The sequence below is a fragment of the Niveispirillum lacus genome, assembly GCF_002251795.1.
GTDB lineage: Bacteria > Pseudomonadota > Alphaproteobacteria > Azospirillales > Azospirillaceae > Niveispirillum > Niveispirillum lacus.
This window is the reverse complement of sequence record NZ_NOXU01000031.1, coordinates 409,273-425,322: the sequence shown is the minus strand read 5'-3', so window position 1 is coordinate 425,322 and position 16,050 is coordinate 409,273. Positions and strand designations below refer to the sequence as shown.

19 protein-coding genes are annotated in these 16,050 nt (G+C 63.1%); 5 read left to right on the top strand and 14 right to left on the bottom strand.

Annotated features, from left to right (window positions below; all coding sequences use genetic code 11):
• The 8 genes from tolQ to CHU95_RS17735 all read right to left on the bottom strand — a co-directional run bounded on the left by tolQ (position 1) and on the right by CHU95_RS17735 (position 5,273).
• Positions 1 to 735 carry a protein TolQ gene (gene tolQ, locus CHU95_RS17770; protein WP_094457659.1) on the bottom strand — a complete coding sequence of 245 codons (735 nt, stop codon included), beginning with the start codon at positions 733 to 735 and terminating at the stop codon, positions 1 to 3.
• A gap of 5 nt (positions 736 to 740) precedes the next feature.
• Positions 741 to 1,322, bottom strand: coding sequence for a YbgC/FadM family acyl-CoA thioesterase (locus CHU95_RS17765; RefSeq protein WP_245838377.1), 582 nt, complete (start codon positions 1,320 to 1,322; stop codon positions 741 to 743).
• On the bottom strand, positions 1,279 to 2,361 hold the full coding sequence (gene ruvB / locus CHU95_RS17760) for a Holliday junction branch migration DNA helicase RuvB (protein ID WP_245838412.1): 1,083 nt from the start codon (positions 2,359 to 2,361) through the stop codon (positions 1,279 to 1,281). The genes CHU95_RS17765 and ruvB overlap by 44 nt, the downstream gene beginning before the upstream one ends.
• A gap of 44 nt (positions 2,362 to 2,405) precedes the next feature.
• Complete coding sequence (gene ruvA, locus CHU95_RS17755) at positions 2,406 to 3,023, bottom strand: Holliday junction branch migration protein RuvA (protein WP_094457658.1); 618 nt, start codon at positions 3,021 to 3,023, stop codon at positions 2,406 to 2,408.
• Positions 3,020 to 3,457, bottom strand: a complete 438-nt coding sequence (locus tag CHU95_RS17750; protein WP_094457657.1) for a type II toxin-antitoxin system VapC family toxin — start codon at positions 3,455 to 3,457, stop codon at positions 3,020 to 3,022. The genes ruvA and CHU95_RS17750 overlap by 4 nt, the downstream gene beginning before the upstream one ends.
• A complete protein-coding gene (locus CHU95_RS17745; RefSeq protein WP_094457656.1) occupies positions 3,454 to 3,714 on the bottom strand; it encodes a type II toxin-antitoxin system VapB family antitoxin in 261 nt (86 codons plus the stop codon). Before CHU95_RS17745 ends, CHU95_RS17750 begins: the two co-directional genes overlap by 4 nt.
• Before the next feature lie 61 nt (positions 3,715 to 3,775).
• Positions 3,776 to 4,306: a crossover junction endodeoxyribonuclease RuvC gene (gene ruvC, locus CHU95_RS17740; RefSeq protein ID WP_245838375.1), complete on the bottom strand. Its 531-nt coding sequence runs from the start codon at positions 4,304 to 4,306 to the stop codon at positions 3,776 to 3,778.
• A gap of 214 nt (positions 4,307 to 4,520) precedes the next feature.
• Positions 4,521 to 5,273 carry a YebC/PmpR family DNA-binding transcriptional regulator gene (locus CHU95_RS17735; RefSeq protein ID WP_094457655.1) on the bottom strand — a complete coding sequence of 251 codons (753 nt, stop codon included), beginning with the start codon at positions 5,271 to 5,273 and terminating at the stop codon, positions 4,521 to 4,523.
• A 259-nt stretch (positions 5,274 to 5,532) separates the two neighbouring features.
• Between CHU95_RS17735 and CHU95_RS17730 the strand changes: the two genes are divergently transcribed.
• A complete protein-coding gene (locus tag CHU95_RS17730; protein ID WP_094457654.1) occupies positions 5,533 to 6,390 on the top strand; it encodes a bestrophin-like domain in 858 nt (285 codons plus the stop codon).
• 23 nt (positions 6,391 to 6,413) lie between these two features.
• On the opposite strand, the gene fabI is transcribed toward CHU95_RS17730, so the two are convergent.
• A complete protein-coding gene (fabI, locus tag CHU95_RS17725) occupies positions 6,414 to 7,184 on the bottom strand; it encodes an enoyl-ACP reductase FabI (protein WP_094457653.1) in 771 nt (256 codons plus the stop codon).
• Positions 7,185 to 7,409: 225 nt separating this feature from the next.
• Between fabI and CHU95_RS17720 the strand changes: the two genes are divergently transcribed.
• Positions 7,410 to 8,528, top strand: coding sequence for a polymer-forming cytoskeletal protein (locus CHU95_RS17720; RefSeq protein ID WP_094457652.1), 1,119 nt, complete (start codon positions 7,410 to 7,412; stop codon positions 8,526 to 8,528).
• A gap of 51 nt (positions 8,529 to 8,579) precedes the next feature.
• The gene (locus CHU95_RS17715; protein ID WP_094457651.1) at positions 8,580 to 8,756 is read left to right on the top strand and encodes a DUF2256 domain-containing protein; all 177 of its coding nucleotides are present in this window, start codon (positions 8,580 to 8,582) and stop codon (positions 8,754 to 8,756) included.
• On the opposite strand, the gene CHU95_RS17710 is transcribed toward CHU95_RS17715, so the two are convergent.
• The 3 genes from CHU95_RS17710 to CHU95_RS17700 form a co-directional block, all read right to left on the bottom strand.
• Positions 8,757 to 9,719: a ribonucleotide-diphosphate reductase subunit beta gene (locus tag CHU95_RS17710; protein ID WP_094457650.1), complete on the bottom strand. Its 963-nt coding sequence runs from the start codon at positions 9,717 to 9,719 to the stop codon at positions 8,757 to 8,759. It lies immediately after the preceding gene.
• Positions 9,720 to 9,869: 150 nt separating this feature from the next.
• Positions 9,870 to 12,884, bottom strand: coding sequence for a transglycosylase domain-containing protein (locus tag CHU95_RS17705; RefSeq protein WP_245838373.1), 3,015 nt, complete (start codon positions 12,882 to 12,884; stop codon positions 9,870 to 9,872).
• Between the two features lie 110 nt (positions 12,885 to 12,994).
• Complete coding sequence (locus tag CHU95_RS17700; protein ID WP_207762534.1) at positions 12,995 to 13,435, bottom strand: GtrA family protein; 441 nt, start codon at positions 13,433 to 13,435, stop codon at positions 12,995 to 12,997.
• Between CHU95_RS17700 and CHU95_RS17695 the strand changes: the two genes are divergently transcribed.
• Positions 13,434 to 14,546, top strand: coding sequence for a class I SAM-dependent methyltransferase (locus CHU95_RS17695; RefSeq protein ID WP_094457648.1), 1,113 nt, complete (start codon positions 13,434 to 13,436; stop codon positions 14,544 to 14,546). The two genes, CHU95_RS17700 and CHU95_RS17695, sit on opposite strands and share 2 nt — an antisense overlap.
• 9 nt (positions 14,547 to 14,555) lie before the next feature.
• Here CHU95_RS17695 and CHU95_RS17690 read toward each other — a convergent pair whose 3' ends face one another.
• Positions 14,556 to 14,843, bottom strand: a complete 288-nt coding sequence (locus CHU95_RS17690) for a type II toxin-antitoxin system RelE/ParE family toxin (RefSeq protein WP_133065564.1) — start codon at positions 14,841 to 14,843, stop codon at positions 14,556 to 14,558.
• A 13-nt stretch (positions 14,844 to 14,856) separates the two neighbouring features.
• On the bottom strand, positions 14,857 to 15,063 hold the full coding sequence (locus CHU95_RS17685; protein WP_133065563.1) for a hypothetical protein: 207 nt from the start codon (positions 15,061 to 15,063) through the stop codon (positions 14,857 to 14,859).
• 138 nt (positions 15,064 to 15,201) lie between these two features.
• On the opposite strand from CHU95_RS17685, the gene dapF reads away from it, so the two are divergent.
• Positions 15,202 to 16,044 carry a diaminopimelate epimerase gene (dapF, locus tag CHU95_RS17680; RefSeq protein ID WP_094457645.1) on the top strand — a complete coding sequence of 281 codons (843 nt, stop codon included), beginning with the start codon at positions 15,202 to 15,204 and terminating at the stop codon, positions 16,042 to 16,044.
• Positions 16,045 to 16,050 lie beyond the last annotated feature (6 nt).

The window sequence follows — 16,050 nt, the reverse complement described above, 5'->3', positions numbered from 1 at the left end:
TCAGCCCCGCTCTTCCAGATGACGCTGCAAGATCGCCGAGAATTCTGTCACAAATGAGTCAAGCCGGTCGCCAAACCGCGCAATCTCGGAGGAAAAATAGTTGTAGGCCAGCACGGCCGGGATGGCAGCGACGAGCCCGATGGCGGTCGCGAACAGCGCTTCGGCGATACCGGGGGCCACAACGGCCAGCGAGGTATTCTGTTGGGCGGCGATGTTGGTGAAGGCCCCCATGATGCCCCACACCGTGCCAAACAGGCCGACAAAGGGGCCGGCGGAGCCGACAGAGGCCAGCACCGTCATATATTTTTCGGTGTCCGCCATCTCGCGCCCGACCGTCACCGACATGACGCGTTCCATACGCTGCATCAGATTGGCGCGCATCGCCCCGGATGTGGACAGGCCGCGTTCGTTGGCATGGCGCCATTCGCGCATGCCGGCGGCAAACACGGCGGAGAACGGGTCGGCCGGCGCCTGTGCCACCTGGTCATAAAGTTGATCCAGCGAACCGCCAGACCAGAACTGTTCTTCGAAATCGGCAGCGGCCGCCTTCATCCGGCGCAGCTTGGTCATCTTGTTGAAGATGATGGCCCAGGTCCAGACCGATGCCGCCAGCAGCCCCAGCATCACCAGCTTCACAACAATATCAGCCTGCAAAAACAGGCCGAGCGCCGACATGTCATGGGCCGGCGCGACATCACCGCCGAGCGCGGCGGCTTGCAGAAGGGTGGGAAACATCGGGTTCAGTCCTGACCTTTTGACAAGTTATTGACCCTCGCCGGCCGCAACGCGCCCGGCTGGACATTGACCAACACCGACCGCAACGCGGCCGGCAGGCGGACGGGCCGCCCCTGCGCATTAATGCACGCCAGACGCAGCGCCAGACGGACCAGCGGGTCCACCCCTGTCACTGCCCCTACCCCACCCCAGGCCAGCCCTGCGGTGCGGCGCACATCCTGTTCGATCTCCAATGTCGCGGCGCCGATATCGACAATCCGCGTCACGACTTCAAGCGCGTCATCAAGCCGCGCCGGCTGCCGGTAATCGATTTCGCAATGCCGTACCGCCAGCGCCACACCCGTCTCGGCGACCATGGCCGCGTGGGGGAAGCCCGACAGGCGCAGCATCTCATTGCGCGCCCGTTCCGCGAAACGCAGGTAACTAGCGTGATAGACGATGCCGCCGGCGTCGGTATCCTCATAATAGACACGGGTCGGAAAGACATGCGACGCCCCCTCCCACCAACCGGAGGAGCCTGCCGCCCCGCATGGCGCCGCCCCGTCAGGCATCATCTCCCCCGTCAAACAGGTCGGCGACCACGACATTCCCCTTCCCCACGGTGGGCGTTCCGCCCAGCAGGTCCAGTTGCCGCGCCGGCGTGGCGGGAACCGGCAGACCCAAATAGCGATAGCCCGTGTCGGTCAACATGCGCCCGCGCGGTGTGCGCTGCAACAATCCTTGTTGGATCAGATAGGGTTCGATGGTTTCTTCCAGCACGTCGCGCTGTTCACCCAGCGCCGCGCCCAGCGTTTCCACGCCGACCGGCCCGCCGCCATAATGGTCGGCGATGCAGGAAAGGTAACGCCGATCCATCGCATCAAAACCCAGCCTGTCGACCTCCAGCCGCGTCAGCGCCCGGTCGGCGGCGGTCGCATCAACAATCGCCAATCCCTGCACGCCGCAGATGTCACGCACCCGGCGCAGCAGGCGCCCTGCGACACGCGGTGTTCCGCGCGACCGGCGGGCCACTTCCAAGGCGCCTTCGTCGGTCATGTCCACGCCCAGGATGCGGGCGCCCCGGCTGACAATCAGTTGCAGTTCTTCCGGCTCGTAGAACTGCATACGCAGCGGAATGCCAAAACGCTCGCGCAGCGGCCGGGTGATCAGGCCCGACCGGGTGGTGGCGCCCACCAGTGTGAAGGGCGGCAGGTCGATGCGCACGCTGCGCGCTGCCGGCCCCTCCCCGATAATCAGGTCCAGTTGGAAATCCTCCATGGCGGGATAGAGGATTTCCTCCACGGCCGGGGACAGGCGGTGGATCTCATCAATGAACAGCACGTCATGCGGCTGCAAATTGGTCAGCAGGGCCGCCAGATCGCCGGCCCGCGCGATCACGGGGCCGGAGGTGGCGCGGAAACCGACATTCAGTTCCTTGGCCACAATCTGGGCCAGCGTCGTCTTGCCCAGACCCGGTGGACCGAACAGCAGCACATGGTCCAGCGCCTCGCCCCGACCCTTGGCCGCCTGGATAAACAGGGCCAGATTTTCCCGAACCTGCTTTTGACCAATGAATTCACCAAGCGACAGCGGACGGATGGAGCTTTCGGCACTGGCGTCGCCGCCAATCCGATCCTGCTCCACCATCCGTTCCGGTTTGGGGGGGGCCGCCTCCGGCTTGGGTTTGCGGCTCACTGGCTCAGTTCCTTAAGGCCGGCCCGGATCAGGCCAGAGACATCAGCCTCCGCGCCTAGGCTCTGGGCAGCCTTGTTCACCGCAGTGAACGCCTCGATCCGCTTATACCCAAGATTGACCAGCGCCGACACCGCGTCCCCAACTGCCGTACTGCCGGCGGGTTGTGCCGCCGTGCTTTGAATCTGCGTGGCTGCCACCGGGCTGATGGCCAGCGTGGCCACCTTATCCTTCAATTCGTTCAAAATTCGGGCAGCCAGTTTCGGCCCGACCCCATCGGCCTCGCACAGGGTGGTCTTGTCCTGCGCCGCGATGGCCGACGTCAAGCGGTCGGGCGCCAGCACCGACAGAATGTTCAGCGCCACACGCGCCCCCACGCCCTGCACTGTGGTCAGCAGACGGAACCAGTCGCGTTCGCCAAGATCGGCAAACCCATAAAGCGCTATCTTGTCTTCCGACACCCACATCTCGGTATGGACGGAGACAGCATTGCCCGTGCTGCCCAGCCGGCGCAGGGTGCGGGTGGAAGCGGAGATCAGATAGCCGACCCCGTTCACATCGATGATGGCCCAGTCCAGGCCCGTGCTGTCCAGCAGCCCGGACAATTTTGCAATCATTGGCTCAACTCCGCCTCGGGCACCAGCAGGGGCAGCGCCGCGATGATGTCGGTATGGATGAAATCCTGGCCCTTGAACAGCAAAGGGGCGTTCAGGGTGCGGGCCAGCGCGTAAGAAGCGCAGTCGCAAAGGTTCAATTGGGCCGGATGCCCGCATCCCTTGCCGAACTGCCGGTACGCCTCAAATGCCGTCATCGCCTGAGCGTCATCGAACGAATGGACCGCAACCGGATAGAGCGCCATCATCCGGTTGAAGCGCTCAACCATCGACTGCCCCAGGCGGCGCAGAATCACGGTCTGTGCCTCGAACATGGTGATTGCCGACATGGCGAGTGCCGGTGCAGCAGCCATGGCGCTCGTATAAGTTTCGGCATCCGGCTCCGACAGGAGAATGGCCATCAGCGCAGAACTATCAACAATGATCGGCGCATTCAATCGAACGTCCCCCGTTCATTGTACCCGATGATCTCGTCAGGAGAACGCGGGTCCAACACGGGGGCCGATTGTATTTCCTTGATAATGGCGTTGATCTTGGCCCAGCGAGCAGCTTTGGCCTTTTCATCTTCCGACGACAGCCGCTCCAGCCGCTCCCGCACGGCTTTGTGCATAGCCTCCGTCAGGCTTTCACCCGTCAGTTCGGCCAGACGGCGGACATCCTTTTCCGCCTCCGGGGATTTGATGTTGAGCGCCATGGGAGGGCCTTTCTTCCTACTGGGGAAGAATTCTACACCATATGAACAAAACGGCAACTTGTTACCGTCTGATCCCCAGAATGGCATTGTCCACCTTGCGCCGCGTCTGGGCATGGTGGGCGTGGCAGATGGCGACCGCCAGGGCATCGGCGGCGTCAGCGGTGGAGCGCTGAAAGCCCGGCAGCAGCATTTTCACCATGTGCTGGACCTGCACCTTGTCGGCATGGCCCGTGCCGACCACGGATTTTTTCACCGCCATGGGCAGGTACTGCTCGACGGGCAACCCGGCCTTGGCCGCACTGAACAGGGCAATACCGCGCGCCATGCCCAGTTTCAGGGTAGAGGATGGATTGACGTTGGACAGCGTCTCTTCCACTGCCGCCTCGTCGGGCTGCCATTGCTCGATAACGGCGGCGATGCCCTCATGCAGCTCCAGCAGGCGCTTGGCCAGATCATCGCCGCTGTCGGTATGGATGGTCCCGTCGGCCACGTGGCTCAACCGGTTGCCGGCGGCGTCAATGACGCCCCAGCCCAGATGGCGAAGACCGGGGTCCAGCCCCAGGATACGCACGGGTGCCTGTCCCGCCATCATTACACCGTCCCTTCAAGCGCCGGGCGCCGCCATCCGGCGGCTTGGGCTTACGGCACCATGGGGTGCCGGGCCGATGGTCATCGGCCGGTATTCATATGCCCTCAAACGCCGGGCGCCGACATCGGCGGCTTGGCTTGCGGCGCCACGGGGCGCCGAGCCGATGGTCATCGGCCTACGGGGCAGGGGGCATTTCTAATGCCCCCTGCCCCGTCGATCAGCCCAGCTTTTCCAGCAGTTCGGCCGGAATGTCGAAATTGCCCAGAACCGTCTGGACATCGTCATTATCCTCCAGCACGTCCAGCAGCTTCAGCAGCGTCTGGGCCGTGTCCTCCGCCGTCACCGGCAGCAGGTTCAGCGGGGTCCAGGTTAGCTTGGCGCTTTCCGGCGCACCAAAACGGGCTTCCAGCGCGTCGCGCACTTCGCCCAGCGTATCGGTGCCGGTGATGATGGAATGGCCATGTTCGTCGGACTGCACATCCTCCGCCCCGGCCTCGATGGCGGCTTCCAGCATGGCGTCGGCGGATGCAACGCTGGCCGGATAGGTCACCTGGCCGATGCGGTTGAACATGAACGACACCGAGTTGGTCTCGCCCAGCGACCCGCCATGCTTGGTGAAGGCAGAACGCACTTCGGAGGCCGTGCGGTTGCGGTTGTCTGTCAGTGCCTCGACGATCAGGGCGATACCGCCGGGGCCATAGCCCTCGTACCGCACCTCATCATAATTCGTGTCGTCGGCGCTGCCGGGAATACCCATCTTGATGGCCCGGTCAATGCGGTCCTTGGGCAGGTTCTGGGCGCGGCCAGCCTGGATGGCGGCGCGCAGGCGCGGGTTCATGGCCGGGTCGGGCAGACCCGACTTTGCCGCGACGGTGATTTCGCGCGCCAGCTTGTTGAAGATCTTCGACCGCTTGGCGTCCTGCGCGCCCTTGCGGTGCATGATGTTCTTGAATTGGCTATGACCGGCCATGGGGAACGCCTTGCTGTATCGTTTTGATATATGGGCTGAAACTGCGGTTTGATAGCATATTTGGAAATGATTTGGCACTAGTTGCGCGCATCACCGCCGTTCATTGGGGTAAACAAACGTCGGATCGACCGCCCCATCCCTTGATTACACCAGGATCAACGCGTCGCCTGGCTGGTTTTGCCGGGTAAAAGCGTTTGACGGTTGGGCGCTGATCGGATCACATCAGACACATTGTCGCGGTTGGAAGAGGCAATGGCCGATGCGCGAGTTTCTTTACAGCCAAGACAGTATGCTGGTTGCCATTCTGCTGCTGGTCTCGTTGTTTGTCATCATCGAGCTGGGGGTTCGGGTCGGCCGCACGCGGCGTGACGGCGCCAGCGAAGCCTATCGCTCGCATGTGAACACCATTCAGGGTTCCATCTTGGGATTGATGGCTTTGTTGTTGGGCTTCACCTTTTCCATGGCCCTGCAGCGGTTTGACGCGCGCAGCGACGCGATGGTGGACGAAGCCAACGCCATTGGCACCACCTATCTCCGTGCCCAGATGCTGACACCGGAAGTGCGCGGCACAGTGTCGTCCCTGCTGCGCGACTATGTCGAACTCCGCGTCGCGGCGGTCAGTGTCAGCCTGGATCACCCCGCCGAACGCCAGGCGCTTGTTGTGCGTTCCACCGCCGTCCTGGATCAGATCTGGATACAGGCGCAACGCGCTGTACTGGTTGATCCCGGCCCGGCGACATCCGGCCTGTTCATTCAAACCCTGAACGAGACCATTGATTCCTTCGGGCGTCATGATGCGATCTTGAACCGCCATGTCCCCGAACTGGTACTCTTCATGCTCTATGGTGCGGTTTTGCTGACCGGTTGGGTCCTGGGGTTTAGTTGCGGGATTGCCGGACATCGACCGTCCGGGGTCGCCTTTGCTTTCGGGCTGGCCGTTGTGGCCATCGCCTTTGTCATCATTGACATTGACCGCCCGCGTCGCGGCCTGATCCAGGTGAACCAATCCAGCCTGACCAGCCTTGCGGCAGAAATTGTCGCAACCGAGGCTGCGCGGGCCCAGACGTCGCAACCGGCACCGGTGGCGGGGCGCCGGTCCGTGACCGGTCGCCCCTGACCCCCCTGCCCTGCCGTCAGCGATCAGCCGATAACGCTGTAACCACCATCAATATACTCAACACCGCCGGTCACGGCCTTGGCTGCATCCGACGCCAGAAAAGCAGCGTAGGCCCCGACATCCTGTACCGTTACCTGGTGGCGCAGCGGCGCCAGTTCGGCGGCCCGCGCCAGCAATTCATCAAACCGGTCGATGCCACTGGCCGCCCGCGTCTTCAGCGGCCCCGGCGACAGGCTGTGAACCCGGATACCCTTCGGCCCCAATTCCGCCGCCAGATACCGCGTGACGGCCTCCAATGCTGCCTTAACCGGACCCATCAGATTGTAATGCTCCACAACCTTTTCAGAGCCATAGAAGCTGACATTCATCAGGCAGCCGCCATTCTTCATCAGCGGTTCCGCCAGCTTGGCCATGCGGATGAAGGAATGAACCGACACATCCATGGCCATCAGGAAGCCGTCACGGCTGCTATCCACCACGCGCGCATGCAGATCCTCGCGCGGGGCAAAAGCAATTGAATGCAGCAGGAAATCAAGTTGTCCCCACTGCGCCATGATCGTTTCAAACACAGCCTCCAACTGTCCGGGCTCCCGCACGTCACAGGGCAGGAACAGGGAGGTGCCAAGCTTGTCGGCCAGCGGCCGGACATGGGGTTCGGCCTTCTCGTTCAGATAGGTGACCGCCAGATCGGCCCCCTGCATCCGGAACGCCTCGGCGCAGCCATAAGCGATGGAGGCGCTGTTGGCGATCCCCACCACCAGCCCGCGTTTACCGCTCAGATCGAACATGGCCATCGCTCACCCGCCTCTTTTGCACTGCACAAGGAACGGTAAGGTGCGGTGGAAGCTGTCGCCGATCAACCCCATACGTAAGGTCTGACACAGGTCAGCAGCCGGCCTGTAACGGACCTGTATCAAGGTGGTGCCCCAAGGCGAACCGGGCGGTGGACCTTGGCCTGCTGTGATGATGGCATGATTGTGAAACGCTCTTCTTTGCCCTTGAAGGCTGGATCTCATCCGATGTTTGCCCGACTGCTGTGCATCGCTGCCGTTTTGTTGTCCCTTTCAGGGATGCCGGCCCACGCGGACATCCTGTCCGGCGATGATGTCCGTGTGATGGCGCCGGCAGCCGATGATCTGGTCGCGGCCGGACATTCGGTGGCGGTGGATGCGCCGGTGGATGGCGATGTTGTGGCCGCCGGGCTGGAACTGCGCATCACGGCACCGGTCAGCGGGGATGCGCTGCTCGCGGGTTTCAGCTTGTCGGTGAAAGGGCCTGTAGCCGGTGATCTGGCGGCGGCCGCTTTTGAACTCTCTTTGCACAGCGACATTGCTGGCGACGTGCTGCTGACCGGCGTGGAGGTGAACCTGCGGCCGGAGGCGCGTGTGGCGGGCGACCTGACCATTCGCGGGTCCGACCTGTCCGTCGCCGGACAGGTGGACGGTGACGCCGTCCTGCGGGGGGACCATGTCAGTGTGCAGGGGCGTATCGCCGGGGACCTGGAGGTCACGGCCAGCCGGTTGGAACTGAAACCAGGGACACAGATCCTGGGTGACCTGCGCCATACCGGGCCGATGCCGGTGGCTGTGCCGGAAGGGGTCATCATCGCCGGGACGGTGCAGTACCACCCGGACGTGGTTCTGGATGGGGGGCCGACCTTCCTGGGCACAACAGGCAAGGCGGTGGCCCTGTTTCTTCTGGGGGTTGGGGTATTATGGCTGCTGCCGGGACCCGTCACCCGCGCGGCTGACGGCATCCGGCGGCATCCGCTGCGTCACTTCCTGCTGGGTGCCGCCCTGCTGCTGCTGTCGCCGCCGTTGCTGGCCCTGCTGATGGTCAGTGTGGTGGGCATCCCGCTGGGGCTGCTGCTGCTGGTGCTATGGTTGTTCTGCCTGCCGCTGGGGTTGGCCGTGGCCGGGTTCGGCCTGGCCTTGGGCCTGCGGCGCGGGCCGCCGCGTCCGGGGGCCGAAGCCGGCATGCTGATACGCCATTATGCGCTGACTGTCGTGGTGCTGGTGCTGCTGTCGCTGCTGCCGCTGGCTGGTTGGGCTGTGCTGGCCATCGCGGCCGCCCTGGGCTTGGGTGCCCTGGCCGATACACTGGTGCGGGGGCGGCGCGGGGGACTGGCCGTCGGCTGACAGCACCCTATCTTCCGCCGGGCTTCCGCTTCTGTCCGGTATCCCGCTGCCATGCCCCGCATGATCCGAAAATCCGACCTGCCGGAAAAGCCCTGCGCCTGTTGCGGGCGCCCCTTTGTTTGGCGCCGCAAATGGGCAAAAGACTGGGATCAGGTCAAATATTGTTCTGACGCCTGCCGGCGCGGCAAGGTGCCGGACCGGACAGGCGGAACAGAAAAGCGCCGCTGATCAGTCGCCAAACGCTTCTTCCCAGCTACCCTTGGTGGCAGCCTTGGAATATTCGGTGGCGCGGTTTTCAAAGAAATTGGTGTGTTCCACCCCGTTCAGGATGGCATCCATCCAGGGCAGCGGGTTCTTGTCCGTCTTGTAGATGGGCTGCAGACCCAACTGCGCCAGACGGCGGTCAGCGATATAGCGGATGTATTTCTTCACATCCTCGCCATCCATGCCCTTCACCGCCCCCATTTCGAAGGCCAGATCGATGAAGGCATCTTCATGATGCACGATGGTTTCGCAGGCGACATACAGCTCGCGCTGGAAATCCTCGGTCCAGACCTCGGGATTTTCGCTGATGAAGGTCTTGAACAGCTGGATGATCGACTGGGTATGCAGGCTTTCGTCGCGCACCGACCAGGTAACGATCTGGCCCATTCCCTTCATCTTCCCGAAGCGCGGGAAGTTCATCAGGATGGCAAAGCTGGCGAATAGCTGCAGACCTTCGGTGAAGGCGCCGAACACCGCCAGGGTCTTGGCGATGTCCTTTTTGCTGTCGACATTGAACTCGTGCATATAGTCGTACTTGTCCTTCATCTCCTTGTAATGGAGGAAGGCTGAATATTCGACCTCGGGCATGCCGATCGTGTCCAGCAGATGGCTGTAGGCCGCGATATGCACCGTCTCCATGGCGGAGAAAGCAGCCAGCATCATGCAGACCTCGGTCGGCTGGAACACGCGGCTATAATTGCGCATGTAGCAATTATTCACCTCGACATCCGCCTGGGTGAAGAATCGGAAAATCTGCGTCAGCAGGTTCCGTTCCCCGTCCGTCAGGTTGTTGCGCCAATCCTTGACGTCATCGGCCAGCGGCACTTCCTCCGGCAGCCAATGGATTCGCTGCTGCGTCAGCCAGGCCTCGTAGGCCCAGGGATAGCGGAAAGGCTTGTAAACCGGGTTCGGCGTCAGCAAGGACATGGCACCAACACTAGATGTAGGGGGTGGGTGCCGTAAGCTAGCACAATGGGCGGCGGTGGAAAGGGGTCTTTGGCTGTGAATGATGGGGATAAAGGGGATTGGCCGAAAGGGTGGGTCTGGGGGTGTCAACGCGGCGCCCAAGGACAAGGCCTACCGTCCCCGCTCCGCCGTCTGCGTGTCAGCATTCAGCAGCGGGTTCAGCGCCGGGGCCAGAATTTTCAGCAATTGTGACGGCAGAGCCGAGGTGAACCGGTATTCCGCTGCTTCCGGCCCATGCACATGGGCCGTGATAACCCCAAAGAAACGGTCGCCAATATAGAAGACAAAGGTGGCCGTGCGGTTGACCACCCGGCTTTCCAGCACCACACCCCCCGGCCCATAGCGTTCAAACCGGTGATCGCCCGTCCCGGTCTTGCCGCCGATGGGGAGTTCGCTACCGTCTGCGGATGTGAAGGCGCCCTTCACACGCCGCGCCGTGCCGTTATCCACAATGTCGCGCAGGTGCCGGCGCACCACGCGGGCCACTTCCGGCGCCATCACCTGCTCGGCCCCGTCCAACAGACGCGCCGGCGCAAAACTGGTCTCGTAAGGCGTATTGGCCGCAAAATGCAACCGTCCCACACGCAGGGTCGGCAGGCGCACCCCGTCATTCAGAATGATGCCCATCAGTTCAGCCAGCGATCCCGGCCGGTCGGCAGAACTGCCGATGGAGGTGGCATAGCTGGCGATCAGGCTGCCGAACGGATAACCCAGGCGTGTCCATTCCTCATGGATACGGTCGAACGCCTCCTCCTCCAGCACGATGCCAATGCGGGTATCCTGGGCCTGTTTGGAACGCGAGGAGAAAAGCCATTTATAGCTTTCCTGGCGTGGTACGCTGCTGTCCTTCAGCATTTCACCGCGCTGGGCCTGCCGGCTATCCTGCAGGTAACCGACCAGCCACAATTCCAGCGGATGCACCCCGACAATATAGCCCCGGTCGTTCAACGACCATTTGTCGGGATCATAGCGATCAAACAGCGCCTTTACCTGTGTTTCTGGTGGGCCGCCGGCAGGCATATGCCGGTTCAGGAACACACCCAGATCGTCCACCGTGGCGTTGGGTAGGGCGGATCGGAAAATCACTGACAGCCGGTCGGGTGTCGGGCGGCTGCGTCTGGCCAGCTTGTCCAAGGCCGCTTCCGGCTCCAGCCCCTTATAGTCGGACCAGAATCGGTTCAGAAAGGCGCTGCCCTCCTGGTCCGCGAACTGCGCCAGATAGGTCCGGCGGGCGGGATGGCGCGGATCATCCATCAGATCGTCGCGGCTGTCCGGCCCCTCGGCGATATAATGGTTCACAATATCCCGCATCATGCGGATGAAGACCAGATTGACCGAATGCCGGAAGGCCTCCGACACGGTCATGACCTTGCCATCATCCTTGTCGTCAAAATTCCCGAAACTATGCAGCCCGCCGCCGGTGAAAAACCGCTCGCCGGGGCTGGCGGAATAGTCCCGCTCCATCGCCAGGTCCAGGATGGTGGCAATACCGATGCCCGGATTGGCCGCCATCGTGCGCAACACCCATTGTGTCAGCCGATCAGGCGCCTCCTGGGCAGCGGCCTCCAGTTCATGGCTCTCCCGCGTGATATAGCGATCATGCAGTCGGGCAATGATTTCCAAATAGGTGACCAGGGTGCGCAGCTTGGCCGTGGACCCCAGGTCGAGCTTAGCCCCCTCATTCAAATCCAGCGGCTGGGGCAGTGTGTCGACCTGCACGCGGACCAGATTGGCCTCCGCCGTGCGCTCGAACAAAGTCACCGAATAAACGATGCGCGCCGGATCGGCATCATTCAGCAGCCGTTCCCCGACTAGTCCGAAGGATGCCGCCTGCGCCGGATCGCCCAGCTTCTTCAGGGTCTCGGTGACACGCGTCTGCGTCGGCTGGTCCAGTGTCGTTTCGACCGCCAGATCCAGCCGGTCCAGCGCATAGAGGCTGGGCACCCCCAGCATGCCCAATAGCCGGGCGCGGATGGCATTGGTTGCCTTCTGCTCCACAAAACTGGGTTCCGGAATTTCCGGTGGCGTCTCCCTGAACCGCAGCGGGAAAAACCGCGCAGCATCGGCCAGCGGCGCGGAGATGATCCCTGCTCTCTCCAACAGGGTCAGATGGCTGTTGGCCAGGTCATTCAAGGCTTTACGGCCGCTGCCGCCCAGATAGGCAGATGGACGGCGCTGGGCCAGCAGCAGGCTCAGCACCTGCTTATAGACCACCGCTTGGACCTGCAAATCCTCCTCGGTACGCGGCTGCGATCGCAGGATGCGGTTGGCAATGGTAAAATCGGTGCCGTACCAGGCCCAGAGACCATCCCCCAACCCGTTGACCTCACCCACGCCGGGACGGGCGGACAGGGGGGTGGAATTCAGATAATCAACGACGATCTGGTGGCGCACCCGTGTGGTGTCCGCCCCGCCTTTGTAGGCGCGAACGGACGCGGACATCATCTGGCGCAGCTTCTCCATGCCGCTGCCCGTGCGCCCTTCGGGTGAATGGCGGTATTTCTCGATCTGGGTAGCCAGCGTTGACCCGCCGGCGCGCGGACTGTCCGGGTCAATGAATTTCAGGGGGATATTGATCAGGGCCAGACCGAACCGGTCCCATTCGACCGCGGGGTTGCGGTTGGGATATGTCGTATCCAACAACTCCCGGTTCTCGATAAACAGCAGCGTGTCAGCCACCAGTTTCGGCACTTCATTAAACCCGGCATAGATGCGCTCGGGATAGCGGGCGTCGAACAGCGGGTTGCCCATCTGGTCACGGATGGACAAGCCGCCGCTGGTCTTTTCCGCATAGGGCGCGAAGCCCCCAAACTCCATGTAATCCCGTAATTGCGGGCTGGGTCGCGCCTGCAAGTCGACACGGTAGTCAGCGGCCACCAGCCGTTCGATGAAACTGGGAATGGCAGCATAGCCTAGACGGGCATCATAGGGCCCCTGACCAGGAAACCGGATATCCGGGTTGGGACCGGGCTCCACCCGCCAGGTCAGATCCCGTCCGAAACGGGCCAGCACTTCGGCCTGCAACGCAGAGGTACGGCTTTCCTGCCACAGGGCGGCACCGGCACCCGTTGCCAGCGCCAGGGTCATGCCCCAGGTCATCCAGCGATAGAACCGTGCCGATGGCATGCCCGAATACGCCCCCCGAACTCCTTGTTATTGATCCATGCATAGCATGGGCACAAACAGCTCCGCCACCGGCACAATACCCCCTTTGCCTTATGGGTATGCCCGCTCCCTTACGACTTGCGGAATACCAGCCTCTTCGACAGGATAAAGTTGAAAACCAGTCCGGAAATACTGCCCGCTGCCACCCCGGCATAGGGCAGAAGGGCCGTCAGCACCGCCGGCCACAGGCCGATAACGCCCATCACCCACGGTCCCGTGTTCAGCACCAGCACATAGACACCGTAATTGACGACGGCCCCCACGGCATTGGCGGCCAGAAAGCGCGCCCATTGCCGGATGGCCCCGCGCCGGCTGACACCGGTAAAGGTGAATTGCCGGTTCATGTACCAGGTAAAGGTCGCCGCCATCAGGTAAGAGAAGACCCGCCCGCCATAGGGGTCCAGCGCCAAAAGATGCAGCGCCACGGCCAAGGCCGCCATATCAACAAACAGGCCGCCCACACCGATCAGGGCGAAGGTGGCGAACTGGCGGGAAACAGGTGTTTGCATCATGGCCGGTGGCTGCGGGGTGACGGCCCCTTGCTACACGCTTTTGCCCGCCGGGTCACGCCACTCGACACCGGCGGGCGGATGGGTTACGCGTTCGGCCATGTCAATTGCCAAAGCCCTCCACCACCCGTTCGCCGCCGGCATGCTGCCCCTGCCGGTGTCGGGCTTCATCTTGAATGTCCAGGCCGATGCCGAGCTGCCGCCCGGTTTGCGGGCGCTGATCTGCGTCACCGGCTTCAAGCCCGCGCATAACGCACTGACGGCGGCCGGGTTCCGCGTGGTGCAGACCCTGGCCGAGGCGGACTATCAGGCGGGTCTCTGCCTGATGACCAAGCACAAGGCCGAAAGCCTGGCCAGTATCGCCCAGGCCTGGGACGCCTTGCCCGTGGGCGGGCTGCTGGTCTGCTCCGGCGACAATGATACCGGCGTCACCAGCCTGATGAAGGCGGTGAAGGAGGCGTTCGGGGAGGTGGAAAGCCTGTCCAAATACCATGCCCGCGTCTTCTGGTGGCGCAAGGGTGCGGGCGCAGCACCGGCCTTGCTGGCCGACTGGCGCGCCGGTGGGGCCGTACGCCCCGTGGCCGCCACCGGCTTTACCGCCGGTCCCGGCATGCATGGCTGGAACAAGATTGATATCGGGTCCCGCCTGCTGGCCGCCCAGTTTCCGGGTGCCATCCGGGGACGGGTGGCCGATCTGGGGGCCGGCTGGGGCTATCTGTCCGCCGAACTGCTGCGTGCCGCACCGGGCCGCATCACAGGGCTGGACCTGTATGAGGCGGATGCGGCGTCACTAGCGGCCGCCGCTGTCAATGTGGCCCCGCTGGCGGGCGGCACGGTCCTGAAATATCACTGGGCCGATGTCACGGCGGGCCTGCCGCGCGGCCGGTTCGACTGGGTCATCACCAACCCGCCCTTCCATGCCGGCAAAGCCACCGACGTGACGCTCGGCAGCCAGTTCATCACCCGTGCCGCAGAAGCGCTGGGCAGCGGCGGCACCCTGCTGCTGGTCGCCAACAAACACCTGCCCTATGAGGCGGTGGTGGACAAGCATTTCAAGTCGCGCCGGACGGTTGCTGAGGCGGACGGTTTCAAGGTGATTGAGGGCAAGCGGTAGGGAGCGGGCCTAGTCGACTTCCTGCCGGGATTGCGCGGCGTGCCAGACGCGGAGGACGTCTAAGGAGTTTTCGTCCGGCACGACCTTGTAGACAATGATGTAGGGCTGAACTGTTACCAACTCCCGTGTGTCGGGGATCGCACCAACCCGGCCCTTGTAAGGAAAGATAGGCAGATTCTCTGCGGCCTGCCGCAACCGCCTCGACAGCCTTGCAGCGGCGGACGGATTGTCCATGGCAATGTGACTGATCAAGCGGCTCAAGTCTGCCAGCGCGGCGGGCCGCCAGACCACTTTCATCGCTATCGGCACTTTAACTCAGCAAACGAGGGACCGGCATCGGCGCATCAAAGTTGCCGGCTTCCAGTTGCTTGAGCCAAGCGACCACCTCTTCATGCGGAACACCCATCGGGTCCGCCAGCGCCTCTTCCACCGCAGCCTTAAGCGCGGCCAGCTCGGCTTCATCCCTGGGCTGCCAGTCAAACTCGGCATCGGGTTTCTGTACAGGGCGCATGGTCATGCTCCGTTGCGGTCCCTCATAATCTTGCATTAATCCGGTTGTGTTTCAACCTGCTCCCACGCCCTACGCCGCCTGTGCATCCCCGCCCCGTCCGCACCGCCGTTTACGCCTTGGCATCCGGGGCTTATATAAGGCGACATGACGATACCGTTTTTGAAGATGCACGGGCTTGGCAATGACTTCGTTGTCATCGACGCCCGCACCCGACCCGTCCCCCTGACGGCTTCCCACGCGCGCGCCATTGGTGACCGGCGGCGGGGGGTGGGGTTTGATCAGTTGATCCTGATCGAACCGCCGCAGGACAGGGCGGCCAACATCTTCATGCGTATCCTGAACCCTGATGGCAGTGAGGCCGGGGCCTGTGGCAATGCCACGCGCTGTGTCGCCTCGCTGGTTGGCAAGGGGTTGGGCCGGGATGAACTGGTGATCCAGACCATTTCCGGCCTGTTGCGCTGCTGGCTGCATGCCGATGGCACCGTAACGGTCGATATGGGGCCGGCGCGGTTGGATTGGCAGCAGATCCCGGTGGCGGAACCTTGCGACACCCTGCATCTGCCGGCGTCCGCCGGGCCGCTGTCTGACGGGGTCGGCGTCAATATGGGCAATCCGCATGCCGTGCATTTTGTGCCGGATGCTGAAGCCGTGGACCTGACGCTTTGGGGCCCGCAGTTGGAACGCCATCCTTTCTTCCCCGACCGCGCCAATATTGAGGTGGTGAGTGTCACCGGCCCGGCATCGGTGCGCATGCGCGTCTGGGAACGCGGGGCCGGGATTACCGATGCCTGCGGGTCAGGGGCCTGCGCGGTCGGCGTGGCCGCCATCCGCCGGGGTCTGGTGCAGGGTCGCCGTGTCACTGTCACCCTGGATGGTGGTGTGCTGGATATCGAATGGCGCGATGATGGCCATGTCCTGATGACGGGGCCGGTCGCCACCTCCTTTGCCGGGACGCTGGGGCCTGAGTTGCTGGGAGAGACGCTGTGAGCGTCG